Origin of the sequence: Pseudomonas sp. E6002, assembly GCF_013385565.1 — a bacterium.
Classification (GTDB): Bacteria; Pseudomonadota; Gammaproteobacteria; order Pseudomonadales; family Pseudomonadaceae; genus Aquipseudomonas.
The window spans coordinates 63585-81557 of record NZ_JACAPT010000038.1; the positions used below are offsets into that span (position 1 = coordinate 63585).

Consider the following 17973-nt stretch of genomic DNA (forward strand, 5'->3'; position numbering starts at 1 on the left):
AGCAAGCCCGCTCCCACATGGGGTCGGCGACGCTTGGGAGAAACGTGATTTATACAAGTGCAATAAAAACTAAGGAAGGTCACCGTGAAAAAAACAAAACGAGGGTTTCAATCCGCCATCCCAACAGGCCCGGGCTACCCGCTCAAGGCCCTGAGCTGCGTGCCATACGGCGCGTTGCTGTGTTGCCTGGCCAGCCTGGGTACCGCCCAGGCCGCACCCTACGTGGAAACCGGAAAACTGGGAGATGCTGCCAGTTGGCGCAGTAATGAATTCAAGGCCGACTGGGGCCTGGGCGCCGTGCATGCAGACGCCGCCTACGCCGCCGGCTACACCGGCAAGGGCGTGAAGCTGGGGATCTTCGACCAGCCGGTGTATGCCCAGCATCCGGAATTCGCCAGCCCCGGCAAAGTGGTCACGCTCGTGACCGAAGGCATTCGCCAATACACCGACCCGTACATCCCGGTGAAGGCCGGGGATGCGTTTCGCTACGACGGCACGCCTTCCCTGGGTTCCAACGGCAAGCTCGGTAATCACGGCACCCACGTAGGCGGCATCGCCGCGGGTAACCGCGACGGCGGGCCAATGCACGGCGTGGCGTTCGATGCGCAGATCATCAGCGCCGAAAACGGTGACCCGGGCCCCGAAGACGGGATCATCCTGGGCAACGACGGTGCGGTCTACAAAGCCGGCTGGGATGCCTTGGTGGCCAGCGGCGCGCGCATTATCAACAACAGCTGGGGCATCGGCATCGGTGACCAGTACGCCAAGGGTGGACGTGACCCGGCATTCCCCAACTTCACGGTCAATGAAGCCCAGGCGCAGTTCAATAACATTCGGCCGATCCTTGGGACGATCGCAGGTGGCGCTTATCAGGGCGCCATTGATGCGGCCCGCAGCGGCGTGCTGACGATCTTTGCCGCCGGCAACGACTACAACCGCAACAACCCGGATGCGATCTCGGGCCTGGCGTACTTCGTGCCGGAGATTGCACCCAACTGGCTGTCGGTGGCGGCCTTGCAACAGAATCCCGACACCGCCAGTTCCGATCCTTACGTGATCAGTACGTTTTCCTCGCGCTGCGGGTATGCCGCCAGCTTCTGCGTCGCGGCCCCCGGCACCAAGATCTACAGTTCGGTGATCAACGGCACCTCCCTGGAAAACCTGACCACCGACTACGCCAATTTCAACGGCACCTCCATGGCCGCGCCGCATGTGGCCGGCAGTGCAGCGGTGTTGATGGAGCGCTTCCCGTACATGAGCGGCGACCAGATCTCCACGCTGCTGAAAACCACCGCGACCGACCTCGGCGCACCGGGCATCGACTCGCTGTACGGTTGGGGCATGATCAACCTGGGCAAGGCCATCAACGGCCCGGGGATGTTTGTGACGGCTGAGGATATCCCGGCGGAGTTTCGTATCGACGGCGCCTACGGCTCCGGCCAGTTTGTCGCGGACCTGCCAGGAATTGGCGCCGTGGTGGATGCCGGCAAACCGACCCAGCGCACGTGCACCGATGTGCATTGCGGGCTGGATGTGTGGAGCAACGATATCTCCGGGCATGGCGGCCTGACCAAGCAGGGCATTGGCGCGCTGGTACTGACCGGCACCAACACCTACAGCGGCCCGACCCTGGTCAACCAAGGGTTGCTGGCGATCAATGGCTCGATCACCTCCGACGTTACCGTCAGCAGCAGCGGGGTAGTGGGTGGTTCCGGGCGCATTGGTTCGCTGACAGCGAACAGCGGCGGTACCGTGGCGCCGGGCAATTCCATCGGCACCCTGAACGTGGCCGGGGATGTGAGCTTCGCGGCGGGCTCCACCTATGCGGTGGAGTTGTCGGCCACCAACAGTGATCGCATCGTCGCCGGTGGCAAGGCCACCCTCAGCGGCGGCACGGTGACCCTGGCCCTGGAAAACAGCCCGACGCTGCTGACCCAGACCCAGGCCGAAAGCCTGATCGGTCGCCAGTACAACATCCTCCAGGCTGCAGGCGGGATTACCGGCAGCTTCGGTTCGGTGCTGCCCAACTATCTGTTTATCGGCGGCACCCTGAACTACGCCGCCAACGGCGTGCAGCTGGATGTGGGGCGCAATGCCAACACCTTTGCCAGTGTGGCCGCCACCCCGAACCAACGTTCGGTGGCCGCTGCTGCCGAGCAGTTGGGCGCGGGCAACGCCGTGTACGAAAGCCTGTTGCTGGCGCCAAATGCGGCCTCGGCCCAGGGTGCATTCCAGCAGCTGTCCGGGGAGATCTACCCGGCGCTGGAAACCGCGTTGGTGAATGACAACCGCTACCTGCGCGAAGCCGTGGGCGAGCGTTTGCAGCAAGGGCAAATGGGCGCATCGAGCCAGACCGTCGACAGCCGTGGCAACGTCTGGGTCAAGGCGTTGGGCGCCTGGGGCAAGACCAACAGCGGCAGCGATACGGCGGGCTATACCACCTCCATCGGCGGCATGCTGGCGGGTGTGGACGGCGCGCTGGATGAAGACACCCGTGTAGGCCTGGTGGCGGGGTACAGCGATACATCGCTGAACATGGGCAGCGACACCCATTCCCGGGCATCGGTGGACAGCTATCACCTGGGTGCGTATGCCGGGCATGAAATCGGTGCCTTGCGCTTGAGCGGTGGTGCGACCTACAGCTGGCACCGCGCCGATGTGAAGCGCGAGCTGCAATACGGTGAAGTCGCCGGCAAGCAGAAAGCCAAGGTGGATGCCCGCAGTACCCAGGTGTTTACCGAGGCGGCGTATCGCCTGAACCTGCAACCCCTGGCCCTGGAACCGTTCGCCAACCTGGCGTACGTGCATCTGGATGCCGATGGGTTTACCGAGAAGGGTGATGCGGCGGCCTTGAAGGGCCGGGATGACAGCCGCGATGTGGTGTTGAGTACCCTGGGTGCTCGAGCGCTGAAAACCTTGAATATCAATGACCATCAGCAACTGGAGCTTTCCGGCACCCTGGGTTGGCAGCACAACCTGAGCAGCGTCGATTCCGAGCGGCACCTGGCGTTTGCCTCGGGCGGCCCTTCGTTCACTGTGGAGAGTTCGTCGATGGTGCGTGATGCGGCATTGGTGGGGGCGCGGGTCAGCCTGGCGCTGAGCAAGGATGCGAAGGTGAATCTGGATTACAACGGCCTGCTGGCCAGCAAGGAGAAAGTCCATGGGGTGGGTTTGAGCCTGGACTGGGCTTTCTAAACACTGCGGTTCGAAATGTGGGAGCGGGCTTGCTCGCGAAAGCGGTGTGCCAGTCGGTGGATGGGTTGACTGATCCACCGCCTTCGCGAGCAAGCCCGCTCCCACATTGATCCGGTCCAATCGTCCATTTGTGCAGATTCGGCTTTCTCGACAATTCCAACAAAAGAGAGGCAATACCATGGGTGTTTTCGACTATAAGAACCTCAGCACCGAGGGCTCCAAAGCGTTGTTCGGCGATGCCATGGCGATCACGCTGTACTCCTATCACAATCTGGACAACGGCTTTGCCGTGGGTTACCAGCACAACGGTTTTGGCCTGGGGCTGCCCGCCACTCTGGTGGGCGCGCTGCTGGGCAGCACCGATTCACAGGGGGTTATTCCAGGGATTCCCTGGAACCCCGACTCGGAAAAAGCCGCCCTTGAGGCGGTCAACAAGGCTGGCTGGACGCCCATCAGCGCCAGTACCCTGGGCTACGGCGGCAAGGTGGACGCCCGGGGCACGTTCTTCGGTGAAAAGCCCGGCTACACCACCGCGCAGGTGGAAGTGCTGGGCAAGTACGATGGCGACGGCAAGCTGCTGGAAATCGGCATTGGTTTTCGCGGGACTTCGGGGCCTCGGGAAACCTTGATCAGCGACTCCATCGGCGATCTGGTCAGCGACCTGCTGGCGGCGCTGGGGCCCAAGGATTATGCGAAAAACTACGCCGGCGAAGCCTTCGGCACCTTGCTCAAGGATGTCGCGGCGTATGCCGGCAGTCATGGCCTGACGGGCAAGGACGTGGTGGTCAGCGGTCATAGCCTGGGTGGCCTGGCGGTCAACAGCATGGCCGACCTGAGCGGCAATAAATGGTCGGGGTTCTACAAGGACTCCAACTATGTGGCTTATGCCTCGCCAACCCAGAGTGCCGGCGACAAGGTGCTGAACATCGGTTATGAAAACGACCCGGTGTTTCGCGCGCTGGACGGTTCGTCGTTCAACTTCTCGTCACTGGGCGTGCACGACAAGCCCCATGAGTCGACCACGGACAATATCGTCAGCTTCAACGATCACTACGCGTCGACGCTGTGGAATGTCCTGCCGTTTTCCATCGTCAATGTCCCCACCTGGCTTTCTCATTTGCCCACCGGGTATGGGGATGGCATGACGCGGGTCCTGGACTCGCAGTTCTACGACCTGACCAGCCGGGACTCGACGATTATCGTGGCCAACCTGTCGGACCCGGCCCGGGCCAATACCTGGGTGCAGGACCTCAACCGCAATGCCGAGCCGCACAAGGGCAACACGTTCATCATCGGCAGTGATGGCGATGACTTGATCCAGGGTGGCAAGGGTGTGGATTTCATCGAGGGCGGCAAGGGCAATGACACGATCCGCGACAACAGCGGGCATAACACCTTTCTGTTCGGCGGGCAGTTTGGGCAGGACCGGGTGATTGGTTATCAGCCGACCGACAAGCTGGTGTTCCGGGACGTGGAGGGCAGTGCGGACTGGCGTGACCACGCCAAGGTGGTGGGGGGCGATACCGTGCTGAGCTTTGGCGCGGACTCGGTGACGCTGGTTGGCGTTGGGCTCGCCGGGGTTTGGGGTGATGGGGTTTCCATCGGCTAAGTAGCGCCACGGATTGATCGTTCCCACGCTCTGCGTGGGAACGCCGCCCCGGACGCTCTGCGTCCAACGGCCAACCCACGGTTCATGTCTTGCGCAGTGGTGACGCGGAGCGTCACGGGATGCATTCCCACGTAGAACGTGGGAACGATCATGGCAAAGAAAAGTGGGAGCCGACGGGCTCCCACTTTTTATTTCTCCTTCATCACGGTCGCGACGTCATCGGCCTTGACGCGAATATGCTTGCCGGCGATATCGGTGAATTCGTAGAAGCCATCGGCGGTTTTCGCGTTGGGCACGTCCTTGGTCAGGTATTGAGTGCCGTTCTGCAACGTCACCACCGTCTGCGTGGAGCAACCGGCCAATACCAGCAACGTGAACATACCCACCGCCAGACCCAAATTCTTCATGCTCATAACCCTTACCCTGATCCTTCGAAAACCCCGCACCTGAGCGGTCGGGGGAGACTCATTTAATGTGGCTGACAGCCATCTGATCATTATTACGCAAAAAGTTGCGTGTGCCTTTGATCTATTACTGATTGCAACAGTCGGTCAGGGACGGCACTCTGTATGCATAAACAGTGGTTGATCCAGTGCCTGAAATGTCCAATCCCCTAGAAGATCCGCTCTATTACCTGCATAACTTCCGCCAAGTGCTCGCCTGGCTGGGGCAGCGTTATGCCGATTTGCTGGCCCCGGACGAAGAGCATTTCATTCAGCAATTTGACAGCTTGCCGCAGGCTTCCCAGGCGTTACTGGTACGCATGGTGATGCGCAAGGGCGCGCATTTCCGGGCGGGCAAGCTTAACTATGTCGAGATCGGCGCGGTGCACGAGGCGGTTGTGCCTTTGCTGGAACAGGGTTGGGTGACGGATCAATGCCTGTTGTCGTTCGGCGAGCTGTTCGGCCTGTTGCAGAAAGCGGAAATCCTGGCGGCGTTCAAACCCTGGATCGAGCAACCCAAGGCCAGGAAGGCGGACTGGCTGGAAACGCTGTCAACGCAGTTTTGTGAACTGCGTCACTTCCAGCACTGGTGCCCGGACCTGGCCGATCAGCTTTACAGCCTCACCGTGATGGAACTGTGCGACCGCCTGCGCCTGATGTTCTTCGGTAATCTCTATCAGGACTGGTCGGAATTTGTGCTGGCGGACCTGGGCATCTTTACCTACGAGAAAGTCGAATTCTGCGCCGAATCCCGCGGTTTGCGCAGCCGTGACGATGTGCACGGCTTCCTGTTCCTGCATCAGTGCCAGCAGGCCTTTGAAGCGGGCGAGGCACTCGATGGCGTGCTGGAACAAATCGCTACCTTGCACACCGACAACCCCTGGCTGGAGAAACGTCGGGCCAAGCTGTTGTTCCAGGTGGGCCAGTATTGTGAGCGCAGCGCCGAGTTGGCCCTGGCGGAAGCTATCTACCGGGGCTGCACCTATCCGGGCGCACGGGCGCGGCTGATCCGGGTGCTGGAGCGCCAGGAGGATTTTGCCCAGGCGATGGGGCTGGCCCGTGAGGCGCAACAGGCCCCGGAAAGCGCTGCCGAACAGCAGCACTTGCTGCGCGTGATACCCAGGCTGCGACGCAAGCTCGGCGAGCCGGCGCTGCCCAGGGCAAAACCCCGCGAGATCGTGCGCCTGGACCTCGAACTGCCGGCCCCGGAACCGATGATGTCGGTGGAGTATTGCGTACAGGCGCACCTCAGCGACCATGGTGCACCCGTGCATTACGTCGAGAACAGCCTGATCAATTCGCTGTTTGGCCTGCTGTGCTGGCCGGCGATTTTCGCGCCGTTGCCGGGGTCGTTTTTCCACCCGTTCCAGCGCGGGCCGGTAGACCTGCACAGCGAGGATTTTCATCTGCGGCGCGCCGAGCTGTTCGCCGAGTGCCTGGGCCAACTGGACGGTGAGCGCTACAAGCACACCATTCGCCAGCGTTATGTAGACAAATGGGGCATCCAGTCACCCTTCGTGTTCTGGAACGTGCTCAGCGAAGAACTGCTCGATCAGGCCCTCGACTGCCTGCCAGCGGCGCACCTGCGCCACTGGTTCGAACGCCTGCTGCTGGATATCCGCGCCAACCGCGCCGGCATGCCCGACCTGATCCAGTTCTGGCCCGAAGAAAAAACCTACCGCATGATCGAAGTCAAAGGCCCCGGTGATCGCCTGCAGGACAACCAGCTGCGCTGGCTGGAGTTCTGCGGCGAACACCAGATGCCCGTCACTGTGTGTTATGTGCGCTGGGCGGGGCAGGCCGCTTGAGCTACAGCGTCGCGGTGCGTGCATTATGTGAATTCACCGCCAAGGTCGGCGACCTCGACCTGCGCTTTACCCCGTCTCCCAGTGCCCAGGAAGGGATTGTCGGCCACCGCACCGTGGCCTCGCGGCGCAGCGCCCATTACCAGAATGAAGTCGCGCTGGAGGGCGAATACCAGCAGTTGAAAGTCCGGGGCAGGGCGGATGGCTACGACCCGGACCGCAACCAGCTGGAAGAGGTGAAAACCTATCGCGGCGACCTGGATAAACAACCGGCCAACCACCGGCAACTGCACTGGGCACAGGTCAAGGTCTATGGCTGGTTGATGTGCCAGAAGCTCGGGTTGTCGGAGATTGTCCTGGCGCTGGTGTACTTCGACATTGTCGGCGAGCACGAGACGCTGCTCAGCCAACGGTTTCAGGCTGATGACCTGCAGGCATTCTTCGTGCAGCAATGCACCCTGTTCCTCGGCTGGGCCGAACAGGAAATGCACCAGCGCGAAGCCCGCAATGCCGCAGCGGTTACCCTGGGCTTTCCCCATGCGGCGTTTCGCCCAGGCCAGCGCGCCCTGGCGGAAACGGTCTACAAGGCGGTCAGCACCGGCCGCTGCCTGATGGCCCAGGCGCCTACCGGAATTGGCAAGACCGTCGGCACGATTTTCCCGATGCTCAAGGCCATGGCGCCGCAACAGCTGGACAAGGTGTTCTTCCTGACCGCCAAGACCCCGGGCCGCAAACTCGCGCTGGATGCGGCGCAGGTGCTGTATGACAGCAGCCCCGATCTGCCATTGCGGGTGCTGGAGCTGGTGGCGCGGGACAAGGCCTGCGAACACCTGGACAAAGCCTGCCACGGCGACTCCTGCCCACTGGCGAAGGGTTTTTATGACCGCTTGCCGGCGGCCCGCGAAGCCGCTTCCCGCGTGCGCCTGCTGGACCAGCGCAACCTGCGGGAAGTCGCCTTGGCCCATGACGTCTGCCCCTATTACCTGAGCCAGGAAATGGCACGCTGGGCCGACGTGGTGGTCGCCGACTACAACTATTACTTCGACTTCGGCGCCATGCTGTTCGGCCTGGCCCAGCTCAACCAGTGGCGCGTCGCGGTGCTGGTGGACGAAGCCCACAACCTGGTGGAGCGTGGCCGCTCGATGTACAGCGCGGCCCTCGACCAGTACACGCTCAAGACCCTGCGCGAGATCGCACCCGAGCCGCTGAAAAAGCCGCTCCAGCGCCTGAACCGTGAGTGGAATGCCCTGCACAAGGAGCAAGTGGCGCCTTATCAGGCCTACGCCCAGAAACCCGACAAACTGCTGCAGGCGCTGAGCCTGTGCACCAGCGCCATGGGTGAATATTTCAACGACTATCCCGAAGCACTCAATGGCGAACTGCAAGCCTTCTACTTCGAGGCGTTGCAGTTTGCCAAGGTCGCCGAGCTGTTCAACGAACACTTCATTTTCGACATCAGCAAACGTGAACTCAGCGGCAAGCGCAGTTCATCGAACCTGTGCCTGCGCAACGTGGTGCCCGCCGAATTCATTCGGCCCCGGCTGACGGCGGCCCGCAGCAGCGTGCTGTTTTCCGCAACCCTGAGCCCGCGGCACTACTACGCGGACTTGCTGGGAATGCCGCCCGACACGGCCTGGGTGGATGTGGAATCACCGTTCAAGGCCGAGCAGCTGCGGGTGCATATCGTCGACCGGATCTCCACCCGGTTTGTGCATCGCCAGGCGTCCCTGGAGCCCATCGTCGAGCTGATTGCAGCGCAGTTTGCCCAGGCGCCGGGCAACTACCTGGCGTTTTTCAGCAGTTTTGATTATCTGCAGCAAGTGGCGCATTTGCTCGCCGAACGGCACCCGCGCATCCCGCTGTGGCAGCAGTCACGGGGCATGGCCGAGGCTGAACGCCAGGCATTTCTCGACCAGTTCACCCAGCACAGCCAGGGCATCGGGTTTGCCGTGCTTGGCGGCGCATTCGGCGAAGGCATCGACCTGCCGGGCACCCGGCTGATCGGCGCGTTTATCGCCACCCTGGGCCTGGCGCAACTCAACCCGGTGAACGAGCAGCTCAAGCTGCGGATGGGCGCGATTTTCGGCGCCGGTTATGACTACACCTACCTTTATCCGGGCATCCAGAAGGTGGTGCAAGCTGCGGGCCGGGTGATCCGCAGCCAGCAGGACCGAGGGGTGGTAATGCTGATTGATGACCGGTTTGGCGAAGCGCGGGTGCGGCAGTTATTGCCGCGCTGGTGGTCGATCTCTCTATGAACACAAGAGCCCCAAACTACAACGAGACACTGCACAGTTGCTGGCTCAAGAGCCACAAACGTTCGGCGTGCTCCGGGTCGACAGCCCAGGGTCTTACTCCGTTGCGCCGGGTGTCATCCTGCGACGAAGCGGCCACATCGCAATCTTCGCAGTAGAGTCCGCCCATGCCCTCCAGTTGCGGGCTGACAGCGCACCACACCGAGGTCGCGGCGCCTTGCTCGGGGCTCTTGTAGTGACTGGCGCGGCGGATATTGCCGTGCTCATCCAGTGCGCCGACGAATGCCAGGTCGTCCTTGTCCAGGTAGCGGATCAGGTCGGTGAGGATTTCCCCCGGGTGCACGGAAAATGCGCGCACACCCTCCGCTTTACCTCGTCGGTCCAGTGCTACCGCGAACAGTGCGTTGGCGGTTTTTGATTGGCCGTAGGCGAGCCACTTGTCATAGGGGCGGTGTTCAAATTGCGGGTCATCGAAATGCACAGGGCTGAGACGATGGCCGAGGGATGATACCGAAACCACTCGTGCGCCATTAGCCTCACGCAGCGCCGGCCACAACCGCGCGGTTAGCTGGAAGTGGCCCAGGTGGTTGGTGGCGAACTGCGCTTCGAAACCTCGCGTATCCCGTTGCAGTGGTGTGGCCATGATTCCGGCGCTATTGATCAGAAGGTTCAATGCCCGGTCGCTGGCGAGGAAGTTTTCGGCAAAACGGTCGATGGAAATCGGGTCGCGTAAATCCAGGCTGGCGTGTTCAACACCGATGATGCCCGAGAGGTTGCGTTCGGCCTTTTCAGGATCCCGCGCGGGAACGATCACCTGCGCACCCGCGTCGACCAACACGCGAACCGTTTCCAGGCCAATGCCGGAGTAGCCACCGGTGACAATCACCGTCTTGCCTCGCAAATCGCTGCCCGCCAAGGCTTGCTGGGCGGTAGTGCCGGCATCGAAGCCGCTGCCAATTGGGGTTTGTTTGTCAGCCATGAAAGATCTCCTTATGGGAGGCCTAGAGTCTCTCGCTGGAGCCCGGACGCGGAATGCCCTAGAGTCCGTGTTTCTGTCGCGATCGTCCGGAGCTTTTATGGATACCCTTTCCGATGTGCTGGCACTGTTAAAAAGCCATCGCTCGACCTTCGCCGGCCTGAAGGCTGGGGGCACCTGGGCCATTGACTTTGCGGCGCCGGATGGCATCAAGTTCAACGCGGTGGTGGAGGGTAGTTGCTGGCTGGAAGTGGAAGGGCTGGCAGTACCGATACGCTTGTATGAGGGAGATTGTTTCCTGTTGACCCAGGCACGCCCGTGGAGGCTGTCCAGCAATCTGTGCCCTGAAGGACTCGATGCACGTGAGGTGTATGCCGATGCGGTGGGAGGCATCGCCACGGTGGGTGCCACGGTGGATCTGTTCTTGATCGGCGGACGATTTATCTACGGGGACGACGCCCGACTGTTGCTGGATAGCCTGCCGCCGGTGTTGCGCGTGAGTGCCAACTCCGAACAGGCCGCCGTGTTGCGTTGGTGCCTGGATCGCCTGGCCCGGGAGTACGCTAGCCCGTTACAAGGCGCGGCGCTGATGACCGAGCATTTGGCGCAAATGATGCTGGTGCAAATCCTGCGGCTCTATCAATCTTCCATGGGCACCCATACCACCGGCTGGCTGGGAGCCTTGGCGGATCCAAGGCTGGCCCCGGTGCTGCGGGAAATTCACGCAGCACCCGCCCGGCGCTGGACATTGAGTGAAATGGCCGGCGTGGCGAGTCAATCCCGCTCCACCTTCGCCTTGCACTTCAAGCAACGGGTAGGGCTGGCACCGCAGGAATACCTGACCCGCTGGCGTATGCACCTGGCGGTACAGGCCTTGAAAGCCAGCGACAACAGCGTGTCCACGATCGGCCAGTCCCTGGGTTATCAGTCAGACAGCGCTTTCAGCAATGCTTTCAAGCGCGTGATGGCTTGTTCTCCCCGGGAATACCGCGAGCGAACCCCACACAAGGAACCCAGTGATGAGTGAAACCCTGCAGCAGAAGGTCAAGGTCAACGGCATTGAGTTGAACGTGCACATCGCCGGCCCCGAGAGCGGCCCGCCGGTGTGGTTGCTGCATGGGTTTCCCGAGTGCTGGCACTCCTGGCGCGAGCAGATTCCGGCGCTGGTGGCCCAGGGTTATCGGGTGTTTGTCCCGGAAATGCGCGGCTATGGACAATCCAGCGCGCCGCCGGAAGTGGCCGACTATGACCTGCTGACCCTGTGCGCGGATATCCAGGGCGCCATGGACCTGTTCGGGCATCGCCGGGTCGTCATGATTGGCCATGACTGGGGCGCCGTGGTGGCCTGGCACCTGGCGTTGCTCGAGCCAGAGCGCGTCAGCCAGTTGGTGACGATGTCGGTACCGTTCGCCGGACGCTCCCGCAGGCCGGTGATCGAGATTATGCGCGAGCTGTACGCCGATCGCTTCAATTACATCCTGTACTTCCAGGCCCCGGGTGTGGCTGAAAAGGAACTGGATGCCGATATCGAGCGGACATTACGGCTGTTCATGCAGGACCAGGACGTTTTCCTGCAGAAGAAACCCGCCAGCGCGAAGCTGCTGGAAGGTGTGCCGCTGCCCGGTACGCTCCCGGCCTGGTGCAGCCAGCAGGACCTCGACGTGTATGTTCAGACCTTCGCCAATGACGGCTTTCGTGGCCCGTTGAACTGGTACCGCAACTTCGAACGCAACTGGCAGCGCACCGAGTTCCTCGCCGGCAGGCAGGTGCTGCAACCGACGCTGTTCCTGATCGGCGACCGCGACCCGGTCGGCGTGTTCGAAGCCCACACCCTCAAGCGCATGCCCGACGTCGTGCCGAACCTGCAACAAAGCGTCCTGGCCAACTGCGGCCACTGGATTCAGAACGAGCAGGGGCCCAAGGTCAACGAACTGCTGCTCGGGTTTCTAGGGCGAACGTGAACGTCGCGCCGCGTCCTGGCACATCGATCAGGCGGATTTCCTGACCGTGCAGTTGCAGGATCCGGTGCACGATGCGCAAGCCCAGGCCGCCATCGCGTCGAGCCCCACCAATGGTGAAGGCGCGCAGGAACAGACCTTCGCGCAGATCCGCCGAAATCCCGGGGCCGCTGTCGCTCACCGTGACTTCAACAAAACCGGACTTGGGGGCCAGGGTCACTTCAACTTCGCCATTGGGCGGTGTATGGCGCAGGGCGTTATCCAGCAGGTTGGTGAGTACCCGTTCGATCAGGCCCAGGTCGGCCAATACGGTTGGCACCACCGGCGGCAGGCTGGCGGTGAGGGTGATCGCCCGGGCTTCCGCGGTCAGTTCGAACTTCTGGAAAATGTCCTGCACCAGGTCGGGTATTGAAAAGCCTTCGATGACCGGCTGCACAAACCCGTGTTCCAGGCGTACCAGTTCCAGCAGCGACTGGGCCAGCCCGCCGACCTTGCGGCTCTGGTCGAGGGCGATGCCCAGGTAACGCCGGCGTTCCTGCGGGGTCAGGCTGGCGTCTTTCAGGGACAGGGTTTCCAGGTAGCCATGCAAGGAGGCCAGCGGTGTGCGCAGGTCATGGGAAATATTCGCGACCATCTCCCGGCGTTCCTGCTCTTGATGGGTGATGGCGCGCCACTGTTCACCCAGGCGGTTCTCCATCTGCACGAATGCGTGGTCGAGCACGGCGATTTCATCCTGGCTGGCAACCTCGGGCGCCACGGCCTGCGGGACTTTCGGTGCGCCGTTGATGTCGAACTGGCCGACCTTCTCGGTCAGTTGCCGCAAGGGCCGGGTGATCCAGGCGAACGCGGTCAAACCCGCGAGCAAGCACAACAATGCCACCAGGGCGATGGACCACAGGGCGATGTTCAGTGCCATGCCGGTGGCATCCCGGGCGTCGAACACATCATGGGCTTCGCCCAGCAGCACCACATACAGGTAGCCGGCCTGCTGGCCGTTGACCCGCAGCGGCGCGGCGCTGAACACCTTGAGGCCGTCGACGCTGCGTGGGTCGTCGCCGAGGATCGGCAGCATCGCGCCGCTGAGGAAACGGCGCACCGGCTCCAGGTTGACTTGGTCGCGGCGCAGGTGGCCGCTGGGCGCAGCGTTGCCGACCACACGCCCGTTAATGTCCAGCAGGTACACCTCGACACTCGGGTTTACCAGCATCAACTGGCTGAACAGGTTGCGCACCGCGTCCGGCTTGAGACCGTCGGCGTCCATCAACTGCGTATCCCGGGCGATGTGCGCGGCGAGGTCGCGGGACAGGCCTTGCACCACTTCCAGTTCATGCATGTGGTTGGAGCGCACTTGCAGCCAGGCCGACGTGCCGCTGCAAATCAGCAGCAACAGCGCGAACACCAGGGACAGGCGCTGGGTAAGGGTCAGCCTCATGCCGATTGCTCGGCAAACTTGTAGCCACGGCCCCACACCGTGAGGATGCGCGCCGGGTTGGCCGGATCGGCCTCGACCTTGGCCCGCAGGCGGTTGATATGGGTATTGACGGTGTGTTCGTAACCTTCGTGGCTGTAGCCCCACACGGCGTTGAGCAGGTCCATGCGCGAGAATACCTTGCCCGGTTGGCGGGCGAAAAAGTACAGCAGGTCGAATTCCCGGGGCGTGAGGTCCAGCCGCTGGCCTTGCAGGGTGGCGTCACGGGTCAGCGGGTTGATGAACAACTGGCCGAGGTCAAGGCTGCCGGCGTCCATCTTCAAGTTGCGCGCCATGGCGTCGACCCGGCGCAGCAGCGCCTTGACCCGCGCCACCAGCTCCGGCATGGAAAACGGCTTGGCCAGGTAGTCATCCGCCCCCAGTTCCAGGCCGAGGATGCGATGCAGCTCGCTGGAGCGGGCACTGGTGATAATGATCGGCGTGTAGCGCGTCATTGCCCGGGCCCGCCGGCAGATCTCCAGGCCGTCGACGCCGGGCAGCATCAGGTCCAGGATCAACGCATCCCAGCCGCCTTGCTCCAGCAGGCGCAGGCCTTCGTCACCATCGGCACTGTGAACCACCTCGAACTGCTCGTCCCGCAGGTGCAGGCAGATCAAATCGGCAATATGGGCATCGTCCTCGACCACCAGGACACGTTTGGGCTGATCCATTGATAGAAACCTGTCTTCTTGATTCGCGCATTGTGCGGCTTTTGCAACAGTGTAGTTATCACGAATTGTTTAACTCTGCGTGAGGATTCCGCGACCACCCCGGGCCTAACCTTACTCATCGCAACGGCAAAAGTACGCCCCCCTCATTGTGGCGAGGGAGCTTGCTCCCGCTGGGTCGCGCAGCGGCCCCAAAAAAGCCGGGAGCGCTGCGCACTCCAGCGGGAGCAAGCTCCCTCGCCACAGTTTGTTTGTCAGCCATAGGGGCTTCGCCAGCCATCCGCACTTGTGTGAGGAGCAACTCATGTATTCACGTCGACAGATCCTGCTCGCCGGCGGCGGCCTCGGCCTCGCGGTAATCGCCGGTGGCCTGCTGCAAAAAATCAACGCCGGCCCCGCCCTGATCGCCGAAGCCGAAGCCGCCGAACATTTCGAAGTCAGCCACACCGACGCCGAATGGCGCACCCTGTTGACCGCCGAGCAGTACGCGATCCTGCGGGAGGAGGGCACCGAACGCCCCTACAGCAGCGCCCTCAACAGTGAACACCGCAACGGCACCTTCGCCTGCGCCGGTTGCGCGTTGCCCCTGTACGCCTCAGCCACCAAATTCGAAAGCCACACCGGCTGGCCCAGCTTCTGGCAACCCCTGGAAAACGCCGTGGCCAGCCACGTCGACACCTCCTTCGGCGTGCTACGCAAGGAAATCCACTGCCGCCGCTGCGGCGGTCATCAGGGCCACGTGTTCGATGACGGCCCGGCACCCACCGGCCTGCGCTACTGCATGAACGGCGCAGCCATGACGTTCACCGCGACTTAATTCAATGTCTTCCTATAAGGGTCTACCCCATGTGGCTTTTGGTTCTCGCATATCTGGGCGGCGTGCTGACGATTGTCAGTCCCTGCATCCTGCCGGTTCTGCCTTTTGTCTTCGCTCGCACCGGGCAGCCGTTTTTGCGCAGTGGCTTGCCGCTGCTGCTGGGGATGGCGATGACCTTCGCCCTGGTCGCCTCGCTCGCGGCGGTGGGCGGCGGTTGGGTGGTGCAAGTCAATCAGTACGGTCGCTGGCTCGCGTTGCTGTTTGTTGCGCTATTCGGGCTGACGCTGCTGCTGCCAAGCCTGTCCGAGCGCCTGACCCGGCCGCTGGTGGCCGCGGGCAGTCGCCTGTCGGAAGCCGCCGGGGCCGATTCGCGGCCGCGTCCGGGCGCATCGTTCCTGATCGGCGTGGCCACCGGGCTGCTGTGGGCGCCGTGCGCCGGGCCCATCCTCGGGCTGGTGCTGACGGGCGCCGCGCTGCAGGGCGCCAGTATCGGCACTACCTTGCTCTTGCTGGCCTACGCGGCAGGGGCTGCCACCTCCCTGGCCTTGGCGCTGCTGGTCGGCGGTAAAGTCTTCGGCTTCATGAAGCGTTCGCTGGGCGCTGGTGAATGGCTGCGTCGTGGGCTCGGCGCCCTGATGTTGGCCGGTGTGGCGGCCATCGCCCTGGGCCTGGACACCGGGATCCTGGCGCGCCTGTCGACGGCGTCAACCGGTGGCCTGGAACAAAGCCTGGTGGAGAAACTCAGCGCCAAGCCTGAACAGAAGAGCGGGGCGATGATGGCCGGCGGCGCGATGATGGCCGCCAACCACAGTGACACGCTGCCAGTGGAAGGCCAGTTGCCGCCGCTGGATGGTGCCGTGCAATGGCTCAACTCCGAGCCACTGACTGCCGAGGCGTTGAAAGGCAAGGTGGTGCTGGTGGATTTCTGGACCTACTCCTGCATCAACTGCCTGCGCACCTTGCCGTACGTCAAGGCCTGGGCCGAGAAATACCGCGACCAGGGCCTGGTGGTGATCGGTGTGCACGCTCCGGAATTCGCCTTCGAACGCGACGTGAACAACGTCACCAAGGCCATGAAGGACCTGGGCATCACTTACCCGGTGGCCATCGACAACAACTACAAGATCTGGCGCGCCTTCAACAACCAGTACTGGCCGGCGCATTACTTTGCCGATGCCAAGGGCCAGATCCGCTATCACCATTTTGGCGAGGGTGACTACGCCGAGTCCGAACGAGTGATCCAGCAACTGCTGCGTGAGGCGGGCGCTACCAAGGTGGCGGGCGGCTTGATCGAAGCCGATGCCAAGGGCATCCAGGCCGCACCGGACATGAACGAAGTGCAGTCGCCGGAAACCTACCTGGGCTTCCAGCGCGCCGAGAACTTCGTGACCACCGGCACCCTGGGCACCGACAAGGTGGTGAACTACCCGGCAGCCGGCAACCTGGCCTTGAACAACTGGACCCTGGAAGGCCCATGGAACGTCGGCGGCCAGCAAGCCACCCTCGCAGCGGCCAACGGCAAGATCGTCTACCGCTTCCACGCCCGTGACCTGCACCTGGTGCTGGGCCCGGGCGCCGACGGCAAGCCGGTGCGCTTCAAGGTCAGCATCGACGGCCAGGCGCCGGGGGATGCCCACGGCACCGACGTCGCACCGGATGGCAGCGGCACCGTGACCGAACAACGTTTGTACCAGTTAGTGCGCCAGCCGGATGCCATCAAGGACCGTACGTTCAGCATCGAGTTTCTTGACCCACACGTGGCGGCTTACGCCTTCACCTTCGGCTAACCCGGCGACGTAACGCTTGAACTGAAAACCCAATCAATGTGGGAGCTGGCTTGCCTGCGATAGCGATGTTGAATTCACCACCGCCATCGCAGGCAAGCCAGCTCCCACAGTTGATTGCATTTATCCTGATGTTTCGGAGTGACTGAGATGAAACTGCTTAAGTACTTACCGGCCCTGGCGTTCGCCGCCTTTGTCGGCCACAGCTCGGCGTTCTCCTTCGGCCCGTCCGACGACGCCGTGGCCATCGCGCCGCCGGCCATGGACCTGCCGGCAGACGCGAACAACCTGCAAACCGCGGTCTTCGCCGGCGGCTGCTTCTGGGGCGTGCAGGGTGTGTTCCAGCATGTACAAGGGGTGAAAAACGCCGTCTCCGGCTATGACGGCGGCGCGGCGAGCACCGCGCAGTACGAAAGCGTCAGCGGCGGCGATACCGGCCACGCCGAGTCCGTCGCCGTGACCTACGACCCGAGCAAGGTCAGCTACGGCAAGCTGCTGCAGATCTACTTCTCGGTCGCCCACAACCCCACGGAACTCAACCGCCAGGGCCCGGACAGCGGCACCCAGTACCGCTCGGCGATCTTTGCCCAGAACGCCGAACAGCAAAAAGTCGCCCAGGCCTACATCGCCCAGCTCGACGCCGCGAAAGCCTTCGACAAGCCGATCGTGACCAAGATCGAGATGGGCAAAGCCTTCTACCCGGCGGAGTCCTATCACCAGGACTTCCTGACCGAAAACCCGTCGTACCCCTACATCGTGATCAACGACCTGCCAAAGGTGGCCCAGCTGAAAAAATTGTTCCCTGAGCAGTACCGCGCAGAACCGGTACTGGTGAAAAACCAGTAGACCTATGATCGTTCCCACTTTCGACGATCGTTCCCACGCAGGACGATCGTTCCCACGCTCTGCGTGGGAACGCCGCCAGGGCGCTCTGCGTCCGCTCTTGAAGTCGTGACGCGGAGCGTCACCGGATTCATTCCCACGCGGAGCGTGGG

The 17973-nt window shown here is 62.6% G+C and carries 13 protein-coding genes; 9 read left to right on the forward strand and 4 right to left on the reverse strand.

The genetic code is table 11. From position 1 onward, the window contains the following. Positions 1 to 84: 84 nt before the first annotated feature. Together HX815_RS27580 and HX815_RS27585 are read left to right on the forward strand one after the other, a co-directional pair. Positions 85 to 3195: an autotransporter serine protease gene (locus HX815_RS27580; RefSeq protein WP_177029229.1), complete on the forward strand. Its 3111-nt coding sequence runs from the start codon at positions 85 to 87 to the stop codon at positions 3193 to 3195. 178 nt (positions 3196 to 3373) lie between these two features. Continuing rightward, positions 3374 to 4804 (forward strand): lipase, encoded by a 1431-nt coding sequence (locus HX815_RS27585; protein WP_177029230.1) that lies wholly within the window; start codon positions 3374 to 3376, stop codon positions 4802 to 4804. A gap of 188 nt (positions 4805 to 4992) precedes the next feature. Here HX815_RS27585 and HX815_RS27590 read toward each other — a convergent pair whose 3' ends face one another. Further along, a complete protein-coding gene (locus HX815_RS27590; protein ID WP_102369114.1) occupies positions 4993 to 5217 on the reverse strand; it encodes a YgdI/YgdR family lipoprotein in 225 nt (74 codons plus the stop codon). 188 nt (positions 5218 to 5405) lie between these two features. Between HX815_RS27590 and HX815_RS27595 the strand changes: the two genes are divergently transcribed. Together HX815_RS27595 and HX815_RS27600 are read left to right on the forward strand one after the other, a co-directional pair. Next, positions 5406 to 7055, forward strand: a complete 1650-nt coding sequence (locus HX815_RS27595; RefSeq protein ID WP_177029231.1) for a VRR-NUC domain-containing protein — start codon at positions 5406 to 5408, stop codon at positions 7053 to 7055. After that, entirely contained in the window at positions 7052 to 9310 is a 2259-nt protein-coding gene (locus HX815_RS27600) for an ATP-dependent DNA helicase (protein ID WP_177029232.1), read from the forward strand. The genes HX815_RS27595 and HX815_RS27600 overlap by 4 nt, the downstream gene beginning before the upstream one ends. Positions 9311 to 9326: 16 nt before the next feature. On the opposite strand, the gene HX815_RS27605 is transcribed toward HX815_RS27600, so the two are convergent. Next, positions 9327 to 10286 (reverse strand): oxidoreductase, encoded by a 960-nt coding sequence (locus HX815_RS27605; protein ID WP_177029233.1) that lies wholly within the window; start codon positions 10284 to 10286, stop codon positions 9327 to 9329. Positions 10287 to 10383: 97 nt separating this feature from the next. Between HX815_RS27605 and HX815_RS27610 the strand changes: the two genes are divergently transcribed. Then, positions 10384 to 11310, forward strand: a complete 927-nt coding sequence (locus HX815_RS27610) for an AraC family transcriptional regulator (RefSeq protein WP_008433765.1) — start codon at positions 10384 to 10386, stop codon at positions 11308 to 11310. Continuing rightward, positions 11303 to 12244 carry an alpha/beta fold hydrolase gene (locus HX815_RS27615; protein WP_177029234.1) on the forward strand — a complete coding sequence of 314 codons (942 nt, stop codon included), beginning with the start codon at positions 11303 to 11305 and terminating at the stop codon, positions 12242 to 12244. The genes HX815_RS27610 and HX815_RS27615 overlap by 8 nt, the downstream gene beginning before the upstream one ends. On the opposite strand, the gene HX815_RS27620 is transcribed toward HX815_RS27615, so the two are convergent. After that, on the reverse strand, positions 12207 to 13673 hold the full coding sequence (locus tag HX815_RS27620) for a HAMP domain-containing sensor histidine kinase (protein WP_008433761.1): 1467 nt from the start codon (positions 13671 to 13673) through the stop codon (positions 12207 to 12209). The two genes, HX815_RS27615 and HX815_RS27620, sit on opposite strands and share 38 nt — an antisense overlap. Next, positions 13670 to 14380: a response regulator transcription factor gene (locus HX815_RS27625; protein WP_003217086.1), complete on the reverse strand. Its 711-nt coding sequence runs from the start codon at positions 14378 to 14380 to the stop codon at positions 13670 to 13672. The genes HX815_RS27620 and HX815_RS27625 overlap by 4 nt, the downstream gene beginning before the upstream one ends. Before the next feature lie 301 nt (positions 14381 to 14681). On the opposite strand from HX815_RS27625, the gene msrB reads away from it, so the two are divergent. The 3 genes from msrB to msrA all read left to right on the forward strand — a co-directional run bounded on the left by msrB (position 14682) and on the right by msrA (position 17824). Next, entirely contained in the window at positions 14682 to 15194 is a 513-nt protein-coding gene (msrB, locus tag HX815_RS27630; protein ID WP_177029235.1) for a peptide-methionine (R)-S-oxide reductase MsrB, read from the forward strand. A gap of 29 nt (positions 15195 to 15223) precedes the next feature. Continuing rightward, complete coding sequence (locus HX815_RS27635; protein WP_177029236.1) at positions 15224 to 16981, forward strand: cytochrome c biogenesis protein DipZ; 1758 nt, start codon at positions 15224 to 15226, stop codon at positions 16979 to 16981. A gap of 147 nt (positions 16982 to 17128) precedes the next feature. Then, positions 17129 to 17824 carry a peptide-methionine (S)-S-oxide reductase MsrA gene (msrA, locus tag HX815_RS27640; RefSeq protein ID WP_008433754.1) on the forward strand — a complete coding sequence of 232 codons (696 nt, stop codon included), beginning with the start codon at positions 17129 to 17131 and terminating at the stop codon, positions 17822 to 17824. Positions 17825 to 17973 lie beyond the last annotated feature (149 nt).

Coding starts and splice junctions, on each gene's coding strand:
- msrB (WP_177029235.1), top strand. CDS start 14,682: ATGTATTCACGTCGACAGATCCTGCTCGCCGGCGGCGGCCTCGGCCTC.
- HX815_RS27635 (WP_177029236.1), top strand. CDS start 15,224: ATGTGGCTTTTGGTTCTCGCATATCTGGGCGGCGTGCTGACGATTGTC.
- HX815_RS27625 (WP_003217086.1), bottom strand. CDS start 14,380: ATGGATCAGCCCAAACGTGTCCTGGTGGTCGAGGACGATGCCCATATT.
- HX815_RS27605 (WP_177029233.1), bottom strand. CDS start 10,286: ATGGCTGACAAACAAACCCCAATTGGCAGCGGCTTCGATGCCGGCACT.
- HX815_RS27595 (WP_177029231.1), top strand. CDS start 5,406: ATGTCCAATCCCCTAGAAGATCCGCTCTATTACCTGCATAACTTCCGC.
- HX815_RS27590 (WP_102369114.1), bottom strand. CDS start 5,217: ATGAGCATGAAGAATTTGGGTCTGGCGGTGGGTATGTTCACGTTGCTG.
- msrA (WP_008433754.1), top strand. CDS start 17,129: ATGAAACTGCTTAAGTACTTACCGGCCCTGGCGTTCGCCGCCTTTGTC.
- HX815_RS27585 (WP_177029230.1), top strand. CDS start 3,374: ATGGGTGTTTTCGACTATAAGAACCTCAGCACCGAGGGCTCCAAAGCG.
- HX815_RS27620 (WP_008433761.1), bottom strand. CDS start 13,673: ATGAGGCTGACCCTTACCCAGCGCCTGTCCCTGGTGTTCGCGCTGTTG.
- HX815_RS27610 (WP_008433765.1), top strand. CDS start 10,384: ATGGATACCCTTTCCGATGTGCTGGCACTGTTAAAAAGCCATCGCTCG.
- HX815_RS27615 (WP_177029234.1), top strand. CDS start 11,303: ATGAGTGAAACCCTGCAGCAGAAGGTCAAGGTCAACGGCATTGAGTTG.